We start from the raw sequence: 18,574 nt of genomic DNA, 5'->3' as shown, positions 1-18,574 counted from the left end.
GATATGCCTGGCCCGCCGCCGCACCGACGTCATCTACGCCATGCTCCGCGACCACCAGCCCTACCGCGCCCCAGCGCGAGCACCCGAGCCCCTCGCGGCTTGACAACCCCATAGAGACACCCCCCGGCGGTCGGGACGACCGCCGAGGTCATGGTCACCGAACCCGTGGTCTGGCTGCCCGGCCCGACTCGAGGCTGATGTCCCCGCGAACGGCACACTGGAGAGTGAGCAACGCGACGAATCGGACCGAGAGGTTCCTGCGCACCGCGCCGCTCGTCCGTGCGGTCAACCGTCGCCTGCTCGGCACTGAACGGGTCGGCCGGGGCTGCGTCCTTGCTCAGTTCCCTGCCGGCACCGACTCGGCGGTTGATGAGGTGGCCGTTTCGGTGTCGTCGCCGCGTCCACGGAGGGCGAAGACGGTGAGGCCGGCGAGCAGCATGGGTACGGCGAGGGCGAAGAAGAGTGTGCTGTGGGACCACTGCGCGGCGATGGCGAGGCCGACGACGATGGGGCCGAAGATGCCGCCGACGCGGCCGACGCCGAGTGCCCAGCCGACGCCGGTGGAGCGGATGCGCTCGGGGTAGAACACGGACGCGAAGGCGATGACGCTCTTCTGCCCGCCGCTGACGCAGCAGCCGGCGAGGAAGTTGGCGGTGAGCAGGACCCACAGGGGCGCGGACAGAGCGAGACCCATGGCGGCGACGAAGACGAAGCCGACCACGTAGAGCACGCCGAGGGTGCGGGCGGCGCCGAGGCGGTCCATGGCCGGCCCGGTGATCAGGGCGGCAGCGATCCCGCCGACGGTGGTGAGGGTGGTGGCCGCGACGACGGCGCTCGTGGGGTACTGCAGGTCCTCGAGGATGGTCGGCAACCAGCTCTGCAGTGCGTAGAACTCGGCGAGGTTGATGACGAAGACGAGCCAGAGCAGCAGTGTCGGCACGAGCCAGCGCCGGGTGAACAACACCGTCACCGGCGAGCGGCGCGTGGCTGCCGGCTCGGCGTCGGCGCTGGTGGCGGTGACGTCGACGGGCAGCGTGGGGTCGAGGCGACGCAGGGTGGTTGCCACCGGGATGCCGCGGCGTAGCGCGAAGCTCATCGACTCCGGCAGGTAGCGCAGCAGCAACGGCACCAGCACCAGCGGGACGGCGCCGCCGACGAGGAACAGCGAGCGCCAGCCGAAGGCGGGGATGAGCGCCCCGGCGGCGAGCCCTGCGACGACGAAGCCGAACGAGAATCCGCAGTAGATGACGAGCACGAAGGTCGCTCGCCGCCGTCGAGGAGCGAACTCGCTGGTCAGGGCGATGGCGCTGGGTGCGGCGGCGCCGAGGCCGACGCCGGTGAGGAACCGCAGCACCAGCAGCGGGCCGACGGAGTCCACCAGCATCGAGCTCAGTGTGAACAGGCTGAACAGGCCAGTGGCGGCGACGACCATGCGCTTGTGCCCGAACCGGTCCGACAGGGGCGACAGCGCGAGGTAACCGACCATGAGGCCGACCAGCGCCGAGGAGAACACGGGACCGAGCGCGGCCGGGGAGAGACCCCACTCGCGCGCGATGGACGGCGCCATGTAGCTGATGGCCTGGGTGTCGAAGCCGTCGATGAACATGACCAGCCCGCACAGCGCGAGCACGCCGTACTGGAAGCGACTGATCGGCCGATCGTCGACGAAGTCCGGGAGCCGCACGCTCTCCCCGCTGGTGGTGTCGGTGGGCATGGCTGACCTCGCTGTCGGGTGGTGGTGGTCGCGGTGGGGTCAGGCGTCGCCGGAGGGCAGGAACGCGTCGGAGAGGTAATGCGCGGGCGGGAGGCCGCCGGTGCCGGTGAACTCGTCGCGGGCGGCCGTCGTCATGGCCGGGTTGCCGCAGGTGAGGACCTCGTGTCCGGCCAGATCGCTGTGGTCGTCGAGGACGGCGCGGTGGACCAGCCCGGTGCGTCCGGTCCAGGTGCGCGCGGCCTCGGAGACGACGGGGGTGACACGCAGCCAGGGGTGGCGCCGCGCCCAGGCCGAGACGGTGTCGAGGCGGTAGAGGTCGGCCGGGGTCCGGGCGCCCCAGTAGAGGTGCAGTGGGCGGGTCAGCCGCCGGCGGACGTGGTCGAGCACGATCGACTGGATCGGCGCGAACCCGGTGCCGGTGGCGACGAGCAGCATCGGGCGCGCGGGTGTGTCGTCGGCGGTCGGCGGGATGCCGAACTCACCGAAGGGCAGCTCGACGTCGAGGATGTCTTCGCGGCGCAGGCGCCCGAGCACCTCCTCGGAGAAGCGCCCGCCCGGCACGTGGCGCACGTGCAGCTCGGCGCCGTCGTTGTCCTGCGGGGCGTTGGCCATGGAGAAGTTGCGGCTGTCGCCGCCGGGTAGGTGTACCCGCAGGTACTGGCCCGCCGCGAAGGGCGCCCGACGTCCGATGGGGAACCGCAGCTTGAGCACGGTGACGTCGGGCGCGGGATGCTCCAGGCCGAACACGCGGGCGGGCAGCCGCTTGCGCTCCGGCGGGCCGCGGCGCTCGACGCGGGTGGGGACCACGTCCACATCGCCGCGCGGGCGGGCCTGGCACAGTCGCACCGCCGGGGTGGGCCCGGTGACCGCGCCGCGTCCCCGGACGTCGGCCACGCCGCGCGAGAGCCCGCCCTCGCAGGTGGCGCACACCCCCTTGCGGCACGAATACGGGATGCGCAGCCCGGCGGTCTCGGCGGCCTCGAGCACGGTCTGGCCGTCGGCGCACGGAAAGGACAGGCCGCTGGCCCTGATGCTGATGGTGTGCGTGCCGGCGGAGTCGGGCCCGGGATCGCTCGTGGACGGCAGGGCGGACGTGGTCACGCGCGGACCTCCGGGTCGGTGGACGTGGTGACGCCGGTGACGACGCCGGTGACAAGGCGCAGGGCGCGCAGGGTGGGGGTCACGTCGGCGGTGCCGGCGCCCGCGATGTCGAAGGCGGCCCCGTGCCCGACGCTGGCGAACACCGGCCCGGCGCCGATGCAGAGCGCGCTCGCCGTGCGGCCGGCGAGGAGCTTGACCGGCAGGTGGCCCTGGTCGTGGTACATCGCGACGAAGGCGTCGTAGCTCTCGCGTCGCTCGTCGGCGAGGACGATGTCGGCGCCGACGGGGCCGTCGACGTCGAGGCCCTCGGCGCGGAGCCGCGCGACCGCGGGCACGGTGACGGCGTCGTCGTCGCGGCCGAACAGACCGCCCTCTCCCGCGTGCGGGTTGATCCCGAACACGGTCAGGCGGGGTCGCTCGACGCCCAGCGCGCGCAGCGCCCGGTGGGCCTCGCGGGCGGCGGCCGCGACGAGCTCGGGGTCGAGGCGCGTCAGGGCGTCGGCCAGGCGCTCGTGCAGGGTCGCGTGCACGACGCGCAGCCCGCCCCCGACGAGCAGCAGGAACACCGTGTCGCGGGACCGGCCGAGCAGGTCGGCGAGCAGTGCGGGGTAGCCGGCGAAGTCGATGCCCGCCGCCGCGACCGCGGTCTCCGAGTGCGGTGCGGCGACGATCCCGCCCCCGAGTCCCCGGGCGACCAGTGCGAGGCAGGCGCGGACCGAGGCCACGGTGGCCGCGCCGGAGGCGGCCGTCGGCGTCCCCGGTGCGCCGAGGCCGGGGGCGTCGACGGGGACCACGTCGAGCACGCCGGGCTCGGGTGCGGCGGTGCCGTCGGTCTCGCGGACGGCCAGGTCGCAGCGCGCCGCGGGAGCGGCCAGCGGGCCGGGTGGGCCGACGACGAGTGGGGGTGCCTCGCCGTTCGCGGCGAGTGCGGCGACCGCGGAGGCCGCGAGCTCGGGGCCGATGCCGTGCGGGTCGCCGGTGGTCAGGAGGGTCCGGGGGCTCACAGCGGCAGCGCCAGGAGCGTGTCGATGCGGTTGCTGTCGCAGACGACGACGCGGCGGACCAGCCGCGCGTCCCCGTCGTCGAGCCGGTAGCGGTCGAGGTAGCGGCCGGTGGCGAAGAGGTCGCTCTCGCCGTCGCGGGTCACCCGGACGACGAGGAACGGCGTCTCGCTGTCGACGACGTCGTCGGTGCCGGCGTCGGTGAGGTGGGGCTGGCCGAGCAGGTGACGGTAGGTGTGGCGCTCGTAGACATTGGCCTCACGCAGTGCCGAGATCCGGTCGGCGAGCATGCCTCGGGAATCGGCCCAGATGAGGCCTGCCTCCAGCCCGTCGCGGTGGTTGTCGGCGGTGGTGACCTGGTAGAAGCAGTCGTCGGTGAAGTAGTCGGGCCACGCCTCGAGTGGGCCCTCGTCGATGCAGCGGGCGTAGGCGGCCTGCGCCCGGCTGACCCGGGCGAACGCGTCGTCGTGCACGGTCTCTCCTCGGGGGTGTCCGGCTCAGTAGCCGGTCGCGGCGCGGTAGGCCTTCCAGAAGCCACGGATGGAGGCCTCGGTGACGCGGCTGGAGCTGGACTCCGCGCCGTCACCGCCCATCTGCAGCAGTGCGGCCTCGTCGGCCGCGCCGGCGACGCCGCGCTGGACGAAGCCGCCGACGCAGCCGTCCTCCATGGACACGTAGCCCGCCGGGCCGACCAGGTTCTGCTGCTTGAGCCGCGCCCGGCGCTGCTCGGGGGTGTCCTCGGCGAACCCGAGATAGGTCCAGTTCAGGTCGGTGGACGCGGTGCCGCGCGGCAGGATCTGGCGCACGGCCACGGAGTTCTGGATCTGCTGGAGCACGAAGCCGGGGAACACCGACAGGATCTGGAGCGTCGTGTCGTCGCCGACCTCGCTGAACCCGTCGAGCAGGCTGGGGTCGGCCAGCGCGTACTCGCTGTCGGAGCGGATGCCTGCCTCGGCGTAGGAGCGGTCGCGGGCGGCCTCGGCCTCGCGGTCGATCGCCGAGAAGCTGACGTGGTGCCCGCCGGACTCCGAGACGATGATGCCGCCGCGCATCGAGAGCTTGTTGAGCTCGAAGGTCGTGAAGAACAGGTGCAGGATGCTGGCGTGGTAGGAGTCCTTGACGTTCTCCACGTAGAGCTTCCAGTTGTTCGGCAGCTGCTGGGTGAAGCGCCCCAGCACCACCGGTGTCCGGCCGCCCAGCACTCGCTCGATGCGGGCGGTGATCTCCTCGCCGAGGTACTCCTCGATCTCCGGCACGTCGTCGCAGAGGCTTCCGAACACCAGCCCGTGCAGGACCGCGAGGCGCAGCTTGCGGGGTGAGTGGGCCTGCTTGCAGAACGACGAGGGCATGCCGCCCTTGCCGCCGACGCCGTTCTCGAAGGCCACCCCGGTCAGGTCGCCCTGCAGGTTGTAGTTCCACCCGTGGTAGACGCAGGTGAAGTCGGTGGTGCTCCCGCGGTCGTCGAGGGCGAGCAGCGCGCCGCGGTGAGCGCAGCGGTTCTCGAAGGCGTAGAGCTCGCCGTCCACGTCGCGCGCCACCAGCACCGGGGTGTCACCGACGAACGTCGCCCGGTAGTCGCCGACCTCCGGGACGTCGGCGACGAGGCAGAGGTAGTTCCAGTGCGGGCCTCGGAAGACGTGCTGCTGCTCGTCGGCGTAGACGTCCTCGCGCTGAAAGATCCAGTAGGGGATGCGGGTGAGGCCCGCGGGCCAGTCCGGACGGTCCCGGGTGGTGGTGCTCGGCACGAGTGGTGGCTCCCTGTGTCGCGGTTGACAACGACCTCGTCTGTTCGTATAACGAACACGTGGTCGTCTCGCGAACAGAAGAACCGTCGAGTGACCCGCCTGTCAAGGACGACGGGAGCGGGCGCAGTCCGGAGGGCATGGGCGGGCTGGCCAAGGGGTTGGCCGTCATCGAGGCGTTCGGGCGAACGTCGTCGCAGCTCACGGTCTCCGAGGCCGCTGAGGCGTCGGGCACGACACGGGCCGCGGCGCGCCGTTGCCTGCTGACCCTGGTCGAGCTGGGCTACTTGACCCATGACGGCAAGTACTTCCGCCCGACCCCGCGGATGATGCGGCTCGGAGCGTCCTACCTCGAGGCCGATCCGCTGCCCCAGCTCGCTCAGCCCCACCTCGTAGCGGCGCGTGAAGAGCTCGACGAGTCGGTGTCGTTGGCGGTGTGGGAGGACGGCTGGTCGGTGTTCGTCGCCCGCGCAGAGGCCCAGCACATCGTCTCCACCGGCGTGCGACTCGGCGCCCGCCTCCCCGGGTACTGCTCCGCCACCGGTCGGGTCCTGCTCGCCGCGATGTCCGGCGGCGAGGTCGCCACCTACCTCGCCGCCGGGTCCCGACAGGCCCGCACCGTGCACACGGTCACCCGCGCTGATGATCTCGCCGCCATCATCGACCGTGCTCGGGAGGAGGGGCACGCGATGACCGACGAAGAGCTCGAGCTCGGCATGCGTGCCCTGGCGGTCCCCGTCGTCACCGGCCGCGGCCGCACGGTCGCCGCCATGAGTGTCAGCGCCTCCACCAGCCGCATCTCGGCGGACGCGATGCGCGCGCGCTTCCTCCCCACCCTCGCTCGTCACGCCGGCCGCCTCGCCCGAACGCTCTAGAGCCCCTTGTCGCTCCGATCGCCCGCCAGCGCCTGGAGCTGCACGGAGCCGGCCTCCATGCGGTCGAGGAGCGGTGGTTCGTTCGTCCGATGTGGATCGGTGGTCCCAGTCCCGCCCGTCCTGATTGTCCTGTATCTGCCTTCATGGGCAGTATGTGTACTATCGACGGAGGGAGTGTTGCGACGAAGGTGAGGGTGGGGCCGATGGGGGCGCCTGAAGAGCACGGCGATGTGATCGTGCGCGTTCGCGGGCTGGGCATGGCTTATGGCCCTATCGAGGTGCTGCGCGGGGTCGACCTGGACCTTCGCCGAGGCGAGGTGCTGGCGCTGCTCGGTCCGAACGGAGCGGGCAAGACCACCACGATCGAGATCTTGGAGGGCTTTCGGGCCCGCTCGGCGGGCAGTGTGCGGGTGCTGGGGGTCGATCCCGCGCACGGCGACGAGCGCTGGCGCGCCGAGCTCGGTGTGGTGCTGCAGTCATGGCGGGACCATGCCAAGTGGCGCGTGCGGGAGCTGTTGGAACACTTCGGGCGGTTCTATCGGCGGTTCGGCGCGCCGGGTCGGCCGCGGCCGGTCGACGTCGACGAGCTGCTGGAGCTGGTCGGGCTGACCGAGTCGGCCCAGCGGCGGGTTGGTGCTTTGTCCGGTGGCCAGCGCCGGCGTCTGGATGTGGCCATCGGCGTGGTGGGCCGTCCGCAGCTGTTGTTCCTCGACGAGCCGACCGCGGGATTCGATCCACAGGCCCGCCGGGAGTTCCACGATCTGGTGCATCGGCTCGCCGACGTCGAACAGACCACGATCTTGCTCACCACCCACGATCTCGCCGAGGCCGAGACGCTGGCCGACCGGGTCGCGATTCTGGCGGGTGGTCGCATCGTCGGCCACGACAGCCCCGACGCGTTGGCCCGTAGGGTTGCCAGCCAAGCCGAAGTGCGTTGGGCCCGTCAGGGCGTTCGTTACGTGCACACCACCGACGACGCCACCGGCTTCGTCGCTGAACTACTCAACGCGCCCGGCGGTCCCGTGGACGACCTCGAGGTGCGGCGACCCTCGCTCGAGGAGACCTACATGGCCATGGTGCGCACGTCGCACGGGCCGACCGGGGAGACCGGGGATCGCGGGTCGGTGGGGCTCGCGCAGGAGAGGGGACGCTGATGACTCTCACCCACCCAGAGCAAGCGTCGGCCGGCGAGCGGTTCTTGCCGGTACGGCTCGGGCTCGCGCGGGGCTGGATCACCTGGCGCAGCTTCGTGACGACCACCGAGGGCTGGTTCAACGCGGTGGTGCTCAACGCGATCCCGTTGGTGTTCCTGATCCTCTACCGCGACGTCCCACTGCCGGGCACCTCGGTCACCCTCGGCGGATCCATGCTGCCCGGGCTGGTGGCATTGATGATCGTGTTCTCGGTGATGGGCATCGCCTACAACCTCGCCACCGAACGCGAGGACGGCACCCTGCTGCGGGCCAAGGCCACCCCGCACGGGATGACGGCCTACGTTGTCGGGCTGGCCGTGGTCGCGGTGCTCGACACCGTGGTGGCCGTGCTCGTGGTCCTGCTGCCTGGACTGTTCATCGTCGACGGGGTTCCCGTCGCCTCTCCGACGTTGTGGCTCGGACTGGCCGGATACCTGTTGCTCGGTCTGCTCGCGTGCCTGCCGCTGGGCATCGCCCTCGGCTCGGTGATCCATAGCCCGCGCGCGATCGGCGGGCTGGGGTTCCTGCTGACCATGGGCCTGGCGTTCGTGTCGGGATTGTGGATTCCGTTGCAGGCCCTCTGGGCCTGGGTGCAGCTCGTGGTCCAAGTCTTCCCGCTGTACTGGCTCGGGCTCGGTCTGCGGTCGGTGTTCCTGACGGCCGACGCGTCGGCGGTCGAAGTGGCCGGCTCCTGGCGCCCGGTCGAGACCGTCCTCGTGCTCGGTGCGTGGGCCGCCGCCGGGCTGGTCTTCGGACCGATGCTGCTGCGCTACCGCGCCCGACGCGAATCGGGCTCGGTGATGGAACACCGCCGTCAGCAAGTTCTGCAACGGGGGGCCTGACCGATCAACAGCACGGACACGACAACTCGTCGGGAGCGCCGATGAGCGAGACCACCTACAACCGCATCGCCATGCTGCGCGCCGAACGCGGCATCTCCCGCCGGGACCTCGCCGACGCCCTGGGCGTGCACTACCAGACCGTCGGCTACCTCGAACGCGGCGAGTACAGCCCGAGCCTGCACCTCGCCCTGCGCATCGCCGAACACTTCGACGTGCCTGTCGAGGTCGTGTTCGCCCTCCGCCCGTTCCCCCGACTCGGCCCAGCAGACGGACGGACGGCAGAGCGTGGGGGTTCGCCGCGCGATCGGGCTGGTTGAGAAGACCCGAACAACGTCTCGAGTCAGGGGTCGCGTCGACATGTCCGCCTTCGAGGCTCCGTCCACCCCGGGGCGGCCTGCCGGGGCAGCCTCCCGCCAGCTCGCCCCGGACCTGGCACGCGGTGTGATGCTGCTGCTCATCGCCATGGCCTACGCCGGGGTGTACGTCGGGGCCGGCTTCGGTACCGACATGTCCGAACAACCGCTCCAGGATCGGATCGCCGCGCTGGCCACCACGCTGTTGCTGGACAACCGCGCCTTCCCGATGTTCGCGATCCTCTTCGGCTACGGCATGGCCTGGATGGTGGCTCGACAGAAGAGCCGGGGCACCTCCGCCCCACAGGTCCGCCGACTCCTGCACCGGCGCGGCAGCTTCCTGCTGTTGTTCGGGTTCGTGCACGCATTCCTGGTCTTCCCTGGCGAGATCTTGTCCTCGTACGGTCTCGCCGCCCTGATCACCGGTTGGTTGCTGCTGCGCTCCGACCAGGCGCTGGCGCGCGCGACCGTGGTGCTGGCGGTGTTCTACGCAGCCAGCGTTCCGGGCGCCATGGTCGCCATGAGCGTGCTCACGAGCATGGACGGCGCCGATGCTGCCAGCGCCGTGCCCGGCTACCTCACCGCCGAGGACTGGATCGGGCGCCTCGTCGGCCTGCCGTTCGCCCCCTTGCTCATCGGCGTCGCCTATCCCTTGCTGCTCCTGGTGGTCCTCGGTTATCGGGCGGGCCGCGCGGGCCTGCTCGACGACCCTGCCGCCCATCGGCGAGTCCTGAGCAGGGTCGCCCTCGTCGGCATCACCGTCTCCGTGCTTTGCGCCGTGCCGTCGGCCCTGACCGCGATCGGAGTGCTCTCACCGGGCGCGGTCGTCGGTGGGCTGTTCATGGGACTCCAGGTCCTTGCCGGGGTACTGGGCGGAGCCGGGTACGCGGCGCTGTTCGCGCTGTGGAGTCTGCGTCTCGACCGCAGCCGCCCGTTGACCAGGGCGGTCGCCGCGATGGGGCAACGCTCGTTGACCTTCTATGTCCTCAACTCGCTCCTGGTCGCGGTCGCCCTCCAGCCCGACCTGATCGGCCTGGGAACCTTCGTGGGAAGCGCTGGTGCACTCTTGGTAGCTGTCGCGGCCTGGTCGGTCAGCCTGCTGCTCGCGACGTGGCTCGAGATCACGGGCCGTCCCGGCCCCCTCGACGAGTTGATGCGCCGCTGCGTCCACCGAGTCCCCCCAGCGCGCCGGTCGTCTCGACCTCACCGAGCTACTTTCTCGAGCCATCCTCTGTTCTACGGCAGTGGCTTCGGTGGAGGGAGGCAACGATGCGTGTCGCGGTGATCGGCGGTACCTGGTTTCTCGGGCGACGAATCGTGGAGCGGCTGTACGACCGCGGCGACGAGGTGCTCGTGATCCATCGGGGCCGCAGCACGCCCACACCGTGGGTACCGGTCGTGCACCTGCTCGGCGACCGCCACGACCTCGCGTCCCGCAGCACGGAGGTTCGGAACTTCGGTCCTGACGCGGTCGTGGACACCTGCGCCTTGACCGGCGCCGACGTCGACGCGGTGCTGTCAGTGTTCGCGGGCCTGCCGGCGGTGGTGCTCTCCAGTCAGGACGTCTACGAGGCCCACGCCGGTCTGCGCAGCGGGCGCGATGTCGCGGCGGTGCCCCTGGACGAGGACGCCGAGCTCCGTCGAGAGCGCTACCCGTACCGCGGTCTCGGGCTCGACGTGGTGCCCGACGACTACGACAAGCTCGACGTCGAGGATCGTTGGCTTGCCCAGGGGGCGACCGTCCTGCGCCTGCCGTTGATCTATGGGCCGCACGACTGGCAACGGCGTGAGGAGGTGGTGCTGCGTCGCGTTCGCGCCGGACGCAGCGAGATCCCGGTCGGCGCATCGAACCTGCTCTGGACCCGCGGCCATGTCGACGATCTCGCCACCGGCGTACTGGCCGCTCTCGATACTGGAGTCGGCGCCGGGCTGCCCATCAACCTCGGCGAGCCCACCACCAGAACCCTCGGCTGGTGGTTTCGACGCATCCTCGAGGCCGCCGGTGCCACAGCTGACCTCGTCGACGTCCCCGAACACCTCCTGCCGCCCGATCTCGCGCTCACCGCAGCGCCCGCCCAACACCTCGTGGTCTCGGTAGCGCGAGCGCAGCGACTGCTCGGCTGGGCACCCGAGCCGGCCGAACGCCGCATCGTCGAATCCGTGCGCTGGCACCTCGAACATCCACCGGTCGAGCCCACCTGGACACCCGAGGACGCCGACGCCGACGACGCGGCGCTCGCCCAGCGGGAGCCGTCGAACGCCTGAGCTACTGGCCCGAGCGCTGCCTCTGCCCCCAACACACGGCGATAGGTCGGGGGCGGGTTCCGCGCCGTGGCCCGTCGCCGGGACGGGTGTCATGGGCGGCGGTCGATGGGGTGGCCGTTGCGCCACACGTGACGTATGGAGCGCGTGGCGGTGATGTCGCGGGTGGGGTCTCCCTCGACGAGGACGAGGTCGGCGCGGTGCCCGGGCGCGATGCGTCCGCGGCGCTCGAGCCCGAAGCGGCGGGCCGGTTCTGCGGTGGCCGCGCGCAGCGCCTCGGACGGGGTCAGGCCGGCTCGGGTGAGCAGCTCGAGCTCGCCGTGCAGGCCGGCTCCGTGGGCCAGGCGCGGGCCGGCGACGTCGGTGCCCGCCAGCACGGACACACCGGCGGCGTGCAGGGCGCCCAGGTTCGCGATCGCCGCGGGCAGGACCGGAGGTCGGCAGCGTCCGCCGACCTGCCCGGTCAGCCCGCCGCGCTGGGCGTCGGTCAGCCACGGCGCGAGGCGCGGGTCGGCGGCCAGAGCACGCCCTGCCCCGGCGCAGGCCAAGGCGTCGTAGACGCTGAGGGTGGCGACGACGAACATGCCCTGCGCGGCGGCGCGCGTGACGAGCTCAGCGGGCATCGGTTCGCCGGGGACGTGGGCGAGCCCGTCGGGGCCGGCCGCCACGGCGGCCTCGGCGTCGCGGCGGCTTCCGACGTGCGCGACGCTGGTGGCGCCGCGCCGGCGCGCGGCGCGCACGAGGTGGCCGACCTGCTCGCCGCCCAGGGTCGCCACGGGCTGCCCGTACAGCCCACCGTCCTCGACGATGATCTTGAGGTGGTCGGAGCCCTCATCGAGGCGCGCGGCGACGAAGGTGTCGGCCTGCTGCGCATCGGCACCGGGCGCGAGGGTGGGTACCGGGCCGTACTGGGTGCCGTGGCCGCCGGGCACGGTGGCCAGAGTGCCGGCGCTCCAGTGGTCGCAGAACGGTGTGGGCGCCGCCGAGGTGCGTTGCTCGCGGTAGGGGCCGAGCAGCTCGGTGAAGGTGAACATGTCGATCTCGGTGGTGACCCCGAACCGGGGCGCGTCCCGGTCGGGGGCGAACGCGTGGACGTGGCTGTCGATCAGGCCGGGCAGCAGCGTGGCACCGCGGCCGTCGATGGGCTCGACGCCGTCGGGGAGGCGCACATCGGGGCCGACGGCGCGGACGTGTCCGTCTTCGACGAGCACGGTCGCCGCGCCGAGGGACTGCTCACCGTCGAACACCGCGGCGTCGCGCACCGCGAACGCGCGGGGGCCGGCTGTGCCCGGGGCGGGACCGGGTGTTGATCCGGATGCAGGTCGGGCCGATTCCGAGGCGCTACAGCCGGCCAGGCCCAGGCCCAGGGCCGCGGCGCCGGCCAGGACGGCCCGGCGCGTCACCTGTACGTGCGCTGGCGTCGGCAGGTCGAGACACATCGTCGCCGACCTCCATTCGTCGGGCATCTCGTAGGGCGGGGAGGGGTCGGGTCCCAACCCCCGGGGGATCGGTCCGCCGAGCGCTGTTGCTGACCGTAGCCGCGCGGCTACTCGATGATCGAGTCGATGGTGGAGCCCCCGTCCGGCTCGGGGACGTCACGGGCCGAGCGTGTGACGGCACGTTGGGTGCGCCGGCGCACAGATGGCCCCACGGCCGCGAACGAAAGTCGATCTATTCCGCCAGGGCGTCCCAGAGCGGAAGGCGGTGACGCTCGGCGAGGTCGGTGGCGGGCCGGATCCCCTCGGGCCCGGGCGCGAGGGCCTGGGCGGAGGTCGGCCCGGTGTAGGCCGCCCAGTACCGGGTGCCCTCGCCGCCGGGGTCGCCGTGGCGGGCGAATCGTGTCCAGTAGCCGATCATCTGGTCGGACAGGGTGTGCTGGTGGGGCGTGAGCGGCTCGGCCCAGTCGATGTCGAACAGGTAGGAGAGCTCTGCGGTGTGGTAGGCCCCGGGCGGGAAGCGGGGTGGAGGCAGGGCGCGGAACCAGGGTGGGTGGGGGTCGGCGAACTCGTAGGCGAACGTCGGTGCTCGCTCGGAGAGTCGCCCGGCGGCGGCGACGACGCCGTACGCGTAGTTCCGCGCGGTGAGCAGCTCGGCCAGGGTGGTGGCGGCGCAGGAGTCGTCGGCGCAGGGGTATGCGGCGTGGACCGCGGCGGCTCGTGGTCCGGCGATCCGATCCACTTCGCGCCGCAGATCGGTCATGGTCGTGGGGCGTCCGCTGCCGAGTTCCTCGCCGTAGATGCGGAAGCGTTCCTCGTCGCGGTTGAACCCGATCAACGTCGGCACGGCGCGCAGCTGCCCGGTGGCCAGCGCGCGGGCGGGATCCACGGGCAGCAGCGCGGTGCCCGTGGAGGGGCCGACGCCCTCGCCGTCGTCGGATGCCTGGCGTATCTCGGCCACGGACCTGGTGCGCAGGCACGGTGCTGCGGTGGCCGGGTCGGGACAGCCCAGACGGTCGGCGATCGCTCGGCCGCGCCGTTCGGCGAGGTCGCGGGGGCGCGGTGCGGTGCTGCGTTCGAGTGACCAAGTGGCGGTGCAGTCGGCGCTGAGGATGATCGCCTTGGCGAACAGGCCGTCGGCTGTGGGCGAGGCGAGCTGCGCGCAGACCGCGGCACCCCCGCCGGACTCGCCGGCGAGGGTGACGTTGTCCGGGTCGCCGCCGAACGCGGCGGCGTTGCGCTGCACCCACTGCAGAGCGGCCTGCTGGTCAGCGAGGCCGAGGTTCTCGGCACCCGGCAGGGAGGGGTGGGCGAACCAGCCGAACGCTCCGAGCCGGTAGTTGATCGTCACGACGACCGCGTCACCGGCTCGGGCCAGCCCGCTCGCGCCGTAGAGGCTGCCGCTGCCGTCCTTGTGGCTGCCGCCGTGCACCCACACCAGGACCGGTCGGCCGGTGCCGACCGCGGCCGGGGCGGTGACCTCGAGGGTGAGACAATCCTCGTCCAGGCTGGGGCGTCCGAGCTCCAGGCCGTTCTGCGCGCACATCGGTCCAGAGGCGGTCGCGTCCCGTGGTTCGCTCCAGGGCTCGGCCGGGCGGGGCGGCGCCCAGCGCAGGTCGCCGGTCGGCGGGGCCGCGTACGGGATGCCGCGGAACCTGGCGACACCCCCGATGGCGCCGCCGGCATGCACATCGGCCTCGGGGGCGATGCTGCCGCGCACCGGACCAGCATCGGTCCAGACGATCGGGGCGTCGCTCCCGGACCGCGAACCCGGCTGGTCGTTCGGCTGTGCCGGGGACTGCTGGGCCGCGCACCCCACCAGGGCAGCGAGGACGAGGCCGAGGGCACCGCCCAGCGGTCTCGCGGCACGGTGACTCATGAGCACCCCCATCCCGTCCCGGACGGGACGCCGACCTCACCGTGACAAGAATTGGGCAAACGCGCAAGGCGTTTGATCAATGCGTTCGAACGACTAGCGCGGTCGAATCAGTCGATCGCCTGTCCGGGCGCTACGCTGCGAGCCGTGGGCAACCGGGACGATCTGCTGGCCGGGGCGAAGCGCTGCCTGCTCGAGCGGGGATACGCGGCCTCGACCGTGCGTGACATCGCCACCGAGGCCGGGGTCAGCATGGCGGCGATCGGCTACCACTACGGCTCGCGGGAGGCGTTGCTGACGCGGGCCATGGACGACCTGATCGACGAGTGGGGCCAGGCGATCGCCACGTCGATGGGCGCCGCCACCGACCCTCGCGACATGTGGGCGCGCATGATCTCCTCGTTCGCCGCGAATCGCGCGCTGTTCGTGGCGAGCCTGGAGGCCGCGGTCCTCGCCGGGCGATCCGAGCCGCTGCGCGAGCTGCTGGCGAACAGCCTCGAGCAGGGCCGTGCCGGTGCGGCCGCGGCTGTGCTCGGGGTCGACGAGGACGACCTCGACCCCACCACGATCCGCACGACCGGCTCGGCGCAACTGGCTCTGGTGACCGGGATACTGGTGCAGCACCTCTGCGACCCCGGACGCGCCCCGTCGGCCGACGACCTCCTCACCGGTCTGCGACGCCTGGCCAACCCCACCTGAGTGGATCGGTGGCACACCTTGCTCTCGTGTCGTTTATCGATACATCTGATGACCGTGATCGTCTGATGGCCGTGATCGTCACCCTCGACGAGCTGCTCGCTGAACGCGGCATGACCCTTACCGAGCTCTCCTCAGGGGTCGGGCTGAACCTCTCGATCCCCAAGAACGGCCGGGCCAAGGCCATCCGCTTCAGCACCCTCGATGCCCCCTGCCCGAGAACTCGACTGCCAAACCCGCCGACCTCCTGCGCCACCGGCCCCAGCGGTGACCGTCATCCAGGCGCCTTGACCTTCGGTCCCTCGAGCCGGGGGAGAATCGAGCCGGGGAGGAAACGTCATCCCCAGTTCTCGAACCCGTTGACCGCGCTGAGCAGGTACTGCCCGGCGAGGAACGCCAGCGCCGCGAGACCGCCCCACCACACCCGGCGCGTCACCGGCTCGGTGCGCCGCCACAGACTTGCTCCCAGGGGAACCAACACGGCCGCCAGGAGCACCGAAGCGATGAGGGAGTTGAGGTCGGTGCCCTTCAACACGCCGCTGTAGTGGGTCATCATGAACGCCACGCCGAGGGCGGGCACCCAACCGAGCACCCCGGCCCGATAGGCGCCGATCGCGAGCAACGCCCACGCGAGGTTGTCACTGCCGTTGAGGGTCTGCAGGACATACCAGGCTCCGTAGGTATCGCTGACCGCCGCCGTCGCGGCCTCCACCCCTTGCGCGCCCACCAGCTGCAGGGCCAGGAAGCTCATGCCCTCCTCGAAGATGCGGACCGCGCTGCCCACGACGGCGATGGTCGCTGCCCAGAACGCCCATCCGGGGCGCGCCCGCCCGATCAGACCGGCCACGGCGAGGAAGGCGGGAATCATCAGCACCAGCCCGGCGGTGTAGAGGGCGTAGGAGGTGAGCATGGTTCCCGGGGTGCTGGCCATGGCGGCGAGTTGCGCGGGAAAGAAGTAGTGGTGTCCCGACCGGACGGCCTCGCCGGCCAGCAACAGCAACGGAGCCACGATGAGCGCGCCGGCGCCGACACGTGAACCTGGCCAGCCGGTGACCGGCCCCGCCGCGTGCACCGTCATGGCCGGGCCGGTCCCACCCAGCAGCATCCGACCCGCCGCGGCCCCCACCACCAGCGCGCCGAGCGCCGAGGCGAGAGCCGAGACCTCGTTGCCGCCCAGGCGCAGCTCCCCGACCCCGAACAGGTCGGTGAGGACGAACCCACCAACCCCACCCAGCCCCACCGCGCCGACGAACACCCCGACCGCCCGCAGATCGGACCCGGAACGCCCCGGCGGGCTGTCGGGCTCGTGCCGCGTCGTCATCAGGGCAGCGTCGCGCGCAGGGACGCCCTGAGACCTCTGGCTGGAGTCGGATCCTCGGTGTCGGACCTGAGGGGGACGCGGTGGCGGCGCGCCTGGCGTTAGCGTGCCGCTGTGCCGCAGCTCGCCGGCCTGGACCAGCACCCGGTCGCCCGGGTTCGCCGTGCGGTGGTTCTCGACCTCGCCGCGGCGGTGTCCGTGGCGTGGCTGGTGGCGTACACGCTGCTCGACCCGCCCGGTCCGGCCTACCCCGGCCCCGCCTGGCTGGCCTGGTCGGTCGGCGGCGCCGCGGCGCTGCCCCTACTCGTGCGCCGCCGATGGCCCGCCCCGGTCATGGCCTCGGTCCTGCTCGTCGCCACGTCGACGACCCTGCTCGGCATCGCCGGCACCGGAGCGCTGTGGGTGACCTACACCCCGGTCGCGGCGGCCGCCTACACAGTGGCGAACCTGACCGATCGGATCACCACCGCCGTCGCCGCTCTGGTCGCGGGCCTCGGCGCGGCTGCGGCGACCGTCCCCACGTTCTATCGCCTCCACGTGCCGGTGGATGCCCGCGCGTCGGCCAGCGAAGTACCGCTGTGGTGGCAGTTCGAGCTCGGATTCACGGTCGTCCTGCTCACCACGGCCTGGGTGGCCGGGAGGGTCGTGCACACCCGACGCGCAGCCCGTGCCGAGTTCGCGCGTCGCTCGGCGGTCCAGGCGGTGGCCGACGAACGGCTCCGGATCGCCCGCGAGCTGCACGACATCCTCGGCCATACCATGAGCCTGATCACGATCAAGGCGACCGTGGCGAGCCGTGTCGCCGACGAGAACCCCGCGCACGCCAGAGCCGCGCTGAACACCATCGAGCAGACCAGCCGCGGCGCGATGGCCGAGATCCGCCGCCTGCTCGGGGTGCTACGCCCCGCCTCCGCCGCGGCCGGCGAGCGCGCCGGCGCCAACGACTCGGGGTGGAGCCCGCTGCCCGGCAGCGCGGACCTGCCCGCCCTGGTCGGTCGACTCTGCGGCCCGGACCTGGAGGTCGACCTCACGATGAGGGGAACAGCGGGGCTGGCGCCGGGGGTCGACCTGGCAGTCTTCCGCATCGTGCAGGAGGCCCTCACCAACGTCGTCGAGCACTCCGAGGCCCGGCGCTGCCGCATCGCCGTACACAGAACCGCCGACACCGTGCGCGTCGAGGTCGCCGACGGCGGCCCCGCGCGCCCGACCTCGCGACGTCGCCCGGCCGGCGGTCAGGGCCTGATCGGGATGCAGGAACGGGTCGACGCCTACGGCGGCACGCTCAGTGTCGGCCCCCGGGTCGACGGCGGGTTCCAGATCGTGGCCGACATCCCCCACACCGAACCGGGCAGCGCCTCGTGACCACCACGGCGCCCGCCACCCGCGTGCTGCTCGCCGACGACCACGCGCTGGTCCGCGAGAGCTTCCGCGTCTTGCTCGAGGCCGAACCCGGGCTGCACCCGATCGGTGAGGTCAGCACCGGCACCGAGGCCGTCCGACTAGCCCGCCACCACCAACCGGACGTCGTGCTCATGGACGTCCGAATGCCGGACATGGACGGGATCGAGGCCACCCGGCGGATCTGCACCAATCCCGAAACCCGCGCGGTCCGCGTCCTCATCCTCACCACGTTCGACCTCGACGAGTACGTCTACGCCGCGCTGCGCGCCGGAGCCAGCGGATTCCTGGTCAAGGACTCCACCGCCGCTGAACTGATCACCGCCATCCAGGTGATCGCCGCCGGCGAGGCCCTCCTCGCGCCCCGCGTCACGCGTCGTCTCATCGCCACGTTCGCCCGCCAAGGACCCCCCACCGGGCCCACCACCACGGCGCTGCACAGCCTCACCGACCGCGAACGAGAGGTTCTCACCCTGATCGCGCGCGGCCTGTCCAACACCGAGATCGCCCAGAACCTGCACGTCACCCTCGGCACGGTGAAGACCCACGTCGGACATCTGCTGGCCAAGCTCAACACCCGAGACCGCACCCAACTGGTCGTTCTCGCCTACGAGACCGGCGTGGTCACCCCCGGCACATAGCCGGGGGGGTGTCTCTATGGGGTTGTCAAGCCGCGAGGGGCTCGGGTGCTCGCGCTGGGGCGCGGTAGGGCTGGTGGTCGCGGAGCATGGCGTAGATGACGTCGGTGCGGCGGCGGGCCAGGCATA

The 18,574-nt window shown here is 72.0% G+C and carries 17 protein-coding genes and 1 pseudogene; 10 read left to right on the top strand and 8 right to left on the bottom strand.

The window, feature by feature from the left end; all coding sequences use genetic code 11:
- Positions 1-337: 337 nt before the first annotated feature.
- The 5 genes from AC2A1K_RS34400 to AC2A1K_RS34380 are packed head-to-tail and all read right to left on the bottom strand — an operon-like array spanning position 338 to position 5,561.
- Positions 338-1,714 carry an MFS transporter gene (locus AC2A1K_RS34400; protein WP_483900849.1) on the bottom strand — a complete coding sequence of 459 codons (1,377 nt, stop codon included), beginning with the start codon at positions 1,712-1,714 and terminating at the stop codon, positions 338-340.
- A 39-nt stretch (positions 1,715-1,753) separates the two neighbouring features.
- On the bottom strand, positions 1,754-2,815 hold the full coding sequence (locus AC2A1K_RS34395; protein WP_483900848.1) for a 2Fe-2S iron-sulfur cluster-binding protein: 1,062 nt from the start codon (positions 2,813-2,815) through the stop codon (positions 1,754-1,756).
- The gene (locus AC2A1K_RS34390) at positions 2,812-3,819 is read right to left on the bottom strand and encodes a PdxA family dehydrogenase (RefSeq protein WP_483900847.1); all 1,008 of its coding nucleotides are present in this window, start codon (positions 3,817-3,819) and stop codon (positions 2,812-2,814) included. The genes AC2A1K_RS34395 and AC2A1K_RS34390 overlap by 4 nt, the downstream gene beginning before the upstream one ends.
- Positions 3,816-4,289: an aromatic-ring-hydroxylating dioxygenase subunit beta gene (locus tag AC2A1K_RS34385; protein ID WP_483900846.1), complete on the bottom strand. Its 474-nt coding sequence runs from the start codon at positions 4,287-4,289 to the stop codon at positions 3,816-3,818. The genes AC2A1K_RS34390 and AC2A1K_RS34385 overlap by 4 nt, the downstream gene beginning before the upstream one ends.
- A 24-nt stretch (positions 4,290-4,313) precedes the next feature.
- A complete protein-coding gene (locus tag AC2A1K_RS34380) occupies positions 4,314-5,561 on the bottom strand; it encodes a Rieske 2Fe-2S domain-containing protein (protein ID WP_483900845.1) in 1,248 nt (415 codons plus the stop codon).
- Positions 5,562-5,698: 137 nt separating this feature from the next.
- Between AC2A1K_RS34380 and AC2A1K_RS34375 the strand changes: the two genes are divergently transcribed.
- The 6 genes from AC2A1K_RS34375 (at position 5,699) to AC2A1K_RS34350 (ending at position 11,086) form a co-directional block, all read left to right on the top strand.
- Complete coding sequence (locus tag AC2A1K_RS34375) at positions 5,699-6,433, top strand: IclR family transcriptional regulator domain-containing protein (RefSeq protein ID WP_483900844.1); 735 nt, start codon at positions 5,699-5,701, stop codon at positions 6,431-6,433.
- Positions 6,434-6,636: 203 nt separating this feature from the next.
- Entirely contained in the window at positions 6,637-7,587 is a 951-nt protein-coding gene (locus AC2A1K_RS34370; RefSeq protein ID WP_483900843.1) for an ABC transporter ATP-binding protein, read from the top strand.
- Complete coding sequence (locus AC2A1K_RS34365; protein WP_483900842.1) at positions 7,587-8,468, top strand: ABC transporter permease; 882 nt, start codon at positions 7,587-7,589, stop codon at positions 8,466-8,468. The genes AC2A1K_RS34370 and AC2A1K_RS34365 overlap by 1 nt, the downstream gene beginning before the upstream one ends.
- Before the next feature lie 41 nt (positions 8,469-8,509).
- Positions 8,510-8,785 (top strand): helix-turn-helix transcriptional regulator, encoded by a 276-nt coding sequence (locus AC2A1K_RS34360; RefSeq protein ID WP_483900841.1) that lies wholly within the window; start codon positions 8,510-8,512, stop codon positions 8,783-8,785.
- Positions 8,786-8,912: 127 nt separating this feature from the next.
- The gene (locus AC2A1K_RS34355) at positions 8,913-10,106 is read left to right on the top strand and encodes a DUF418 domain-containing protein (protein WP_483900840.1); all 1,194 of its coding nucleotides are present in this window, start codon (positions 8,913-8,915) and stop codon (positions 10,104-10,106) included.
- The gene (locus tag AC2A1K_RS34350) at positions 10,091-11,086 is read left to right on the top strand and encodes a Rossmann-fold NAD(P)-binding domain-containing protein (protein ID WP_483900839.1); all 996 of its coding nucleotides are present in this window, start codon (positions 10,091-10,093) and stop codon (positions 11,084-11,086) included. Before AC2A1K_RS34355 ends, AC2A1K_RS34350 begins: the two co-directional genes overlap by 16 nt.
- 89 nt (positions 11,087-11,175) lie before the next feature.
- On the opposite strand, the gene AC2A1K_RS34345 is transcribed toward AC2A1K_RS34350, so the two are convergent.
- Positions 11,176-12,486 carry an amidohydrolase family protein gene (locus AC2A1K_RS34345; RefSeq protein ID WP_483900838.1) on the bottom strand — a complete coding sequence of 437 codons (1,311 nt, stop codon included), beginning with the start codon at positions 12,484-12,486 and terminating at the stop codon, positions 11,176-11,178.
- A gap of 268 nt (positions 12,487-12,754) precedes the next feature.
- Positions 12,755-14,398, bottom strand: coding sequence for a carboxylesterase/lipase family protein (locus AC2A1K_RS34340; protein WP_483900837.1), 1,644 nt, complete (start codon positions 14,396-14,398; stop codon positions 12,755-12,757).
- A gap of 144 nt (positions 14,399-14,542) precedes the next feature.
- On the opposite strand from AC2A1K_RS34340, the gene AC2A1K_RS34335 reads away from it, so the two are divergent.
- Together AC2A1K_RS34335 and AC2A1K_RS34330 are read left to right on the top strand one after the other, a co-directional pair.
- Positions 14,543-15,094: a TetR/AcrR family transcriptional regulator gene (locus AC2A1K_RS34335; protein WP_483900836.1), complete on the top strand. Its 552-nt coding sequence runs from the start codon at positions 14,543-14,545 to the stop codon at positions 15,092-15,094.
- Positions 15,095-15,159: 65 nt separating this feature from the next.
- Positions 15,160-15,243: pseudogene (locus tag AC2A1K_RS34330) on the top strand (helix-turn-helix domain-containing protein); the annotation flags it as partial.
- Positions 15,244-15,428: 185 nt separating this feature from the next.
- On the opposite strand, the gene AC2A1K_RS34325 reads toward AC2A1K_RS34330, so the two are convergent.
- A complete protein-coding gene (locus AC2A1K_RS34325) occupies positions 15,429-16,412 on the bottom strand; it encodes a hypothetical protein (RefSeq protein ID WP_483900835.1) in 984 nt (327 codons plus the stop codon).
- 111 nt (positions 16,413-16,523) lie between these two features.
- Here AC2A1K_RS34325 and AC2A1K_RS34320 point away from each other — a divergent pair, with 111 nt between their 5' ends.
- Positions 16,524-17,771, top strand: coding sequence for a sensor histidine kinase (locus tag AC2A1K_RS34320; protein WP_483900834.1), 1,248 nt, complete (start codon positions 16,524-16,526; stop codon positions 17,769-17,771).
- Positions 17,768-18,448 carry a response regulator gene (locus AC2A1K_RS34315; RefSeq protein ID WP_483900833.1) on the top strand — a complete coding sequence of 227 codons (681 nt, stop codon included), beginning with the start codon at positions 17,768-17,770 and terminating at the stop codon, positions 18,446-18,448. Before AC2A1K_RS34320 ends, AC2A1K_RS34315 begins: the two co-directional genes overlap by 4 nt.
- Positions 18,449-18,574 lie beyond the last annotated feature (126 nt).

Source organism: Actinomycetospora sp. 2LY8.5 (genome assembly GCF_057180585.1).
The sequence above is the reverse complement of the archived record's forward strand: the minus strand, read 5'-3'. Positions and strand labels throughout refer to the sequence as shown.

Excerpts from the sequence above, each read along its gene's own strand:
- AC2A1K_RS34400 (WP_483900849.1), bottom strand. The coding sequence starts at position 1,714 with ATGCCCACCGACACCACCAGCGGGGAGAGCGTGCGGCTCCCGGACTTC.
- AC2A1K_RS34375 (WP_483900844.1), top strand. The coding sequence starts at position 5,699 with ATGGGCGGGCTGGCCAAGGGGTTGGCCGTCATCGAGGCGTTCGGGCGA.
- AC2A1K_RS34370 (WP_483900843.1), top strand. The coding sequence starts at position 6,637 with ATGGGGGCGCCTGAAGAGCACGGCGATGTGATCGTGCGCGTTCGCGGG.
- AC2A1K_RS34365 (WP_483900842.1), top strand. The coding sequence starts at position 7,587 with ATGACTCTCACCCACCCAGAGCAAGCGTCGGCCGGCGAGCGGTTCTTG.
- AC2A1K_RS34360 (WP_483900841.1), top strand. The coding sequence starts at position 8,510 with ATGAGCGAGACCACCTACAACCGCATCGCCATGCTGCGCGCCGAACGC.
- AC2A1K_RS34355 (WP_483900840.1), top strand. The coding sequence starts at position 8,913 with ATGCTGCTGCTCATCGCCATGGCCTACGCCGGGGTGTACGTCGGGGCC.
- AC2A1K_RS34350 (WP_483900839.1), top strand. The coding sequence starts at position 10,091 with ATGCGTGTCGCGGTGATCGGCGGTACCTGGTTTCTCGGGCGACGAATC.
- AC2A1K_RS34340 (WP_483900837.1), bottom strand. The coding sequence starts at position 14,398 with ATGAGTCACCGTGCCGCGAGACCGCTGGGCGGTGCCCTCGGCCTCGTC.
- AC2A1K_RS34325 (WP_483900835.1), bottom strand. The coding sequence starts at position 16,412 with ATGACGACGCGGCACGAGCCCGACAGCCCGCCGGGGCGTTCCGGGTCC.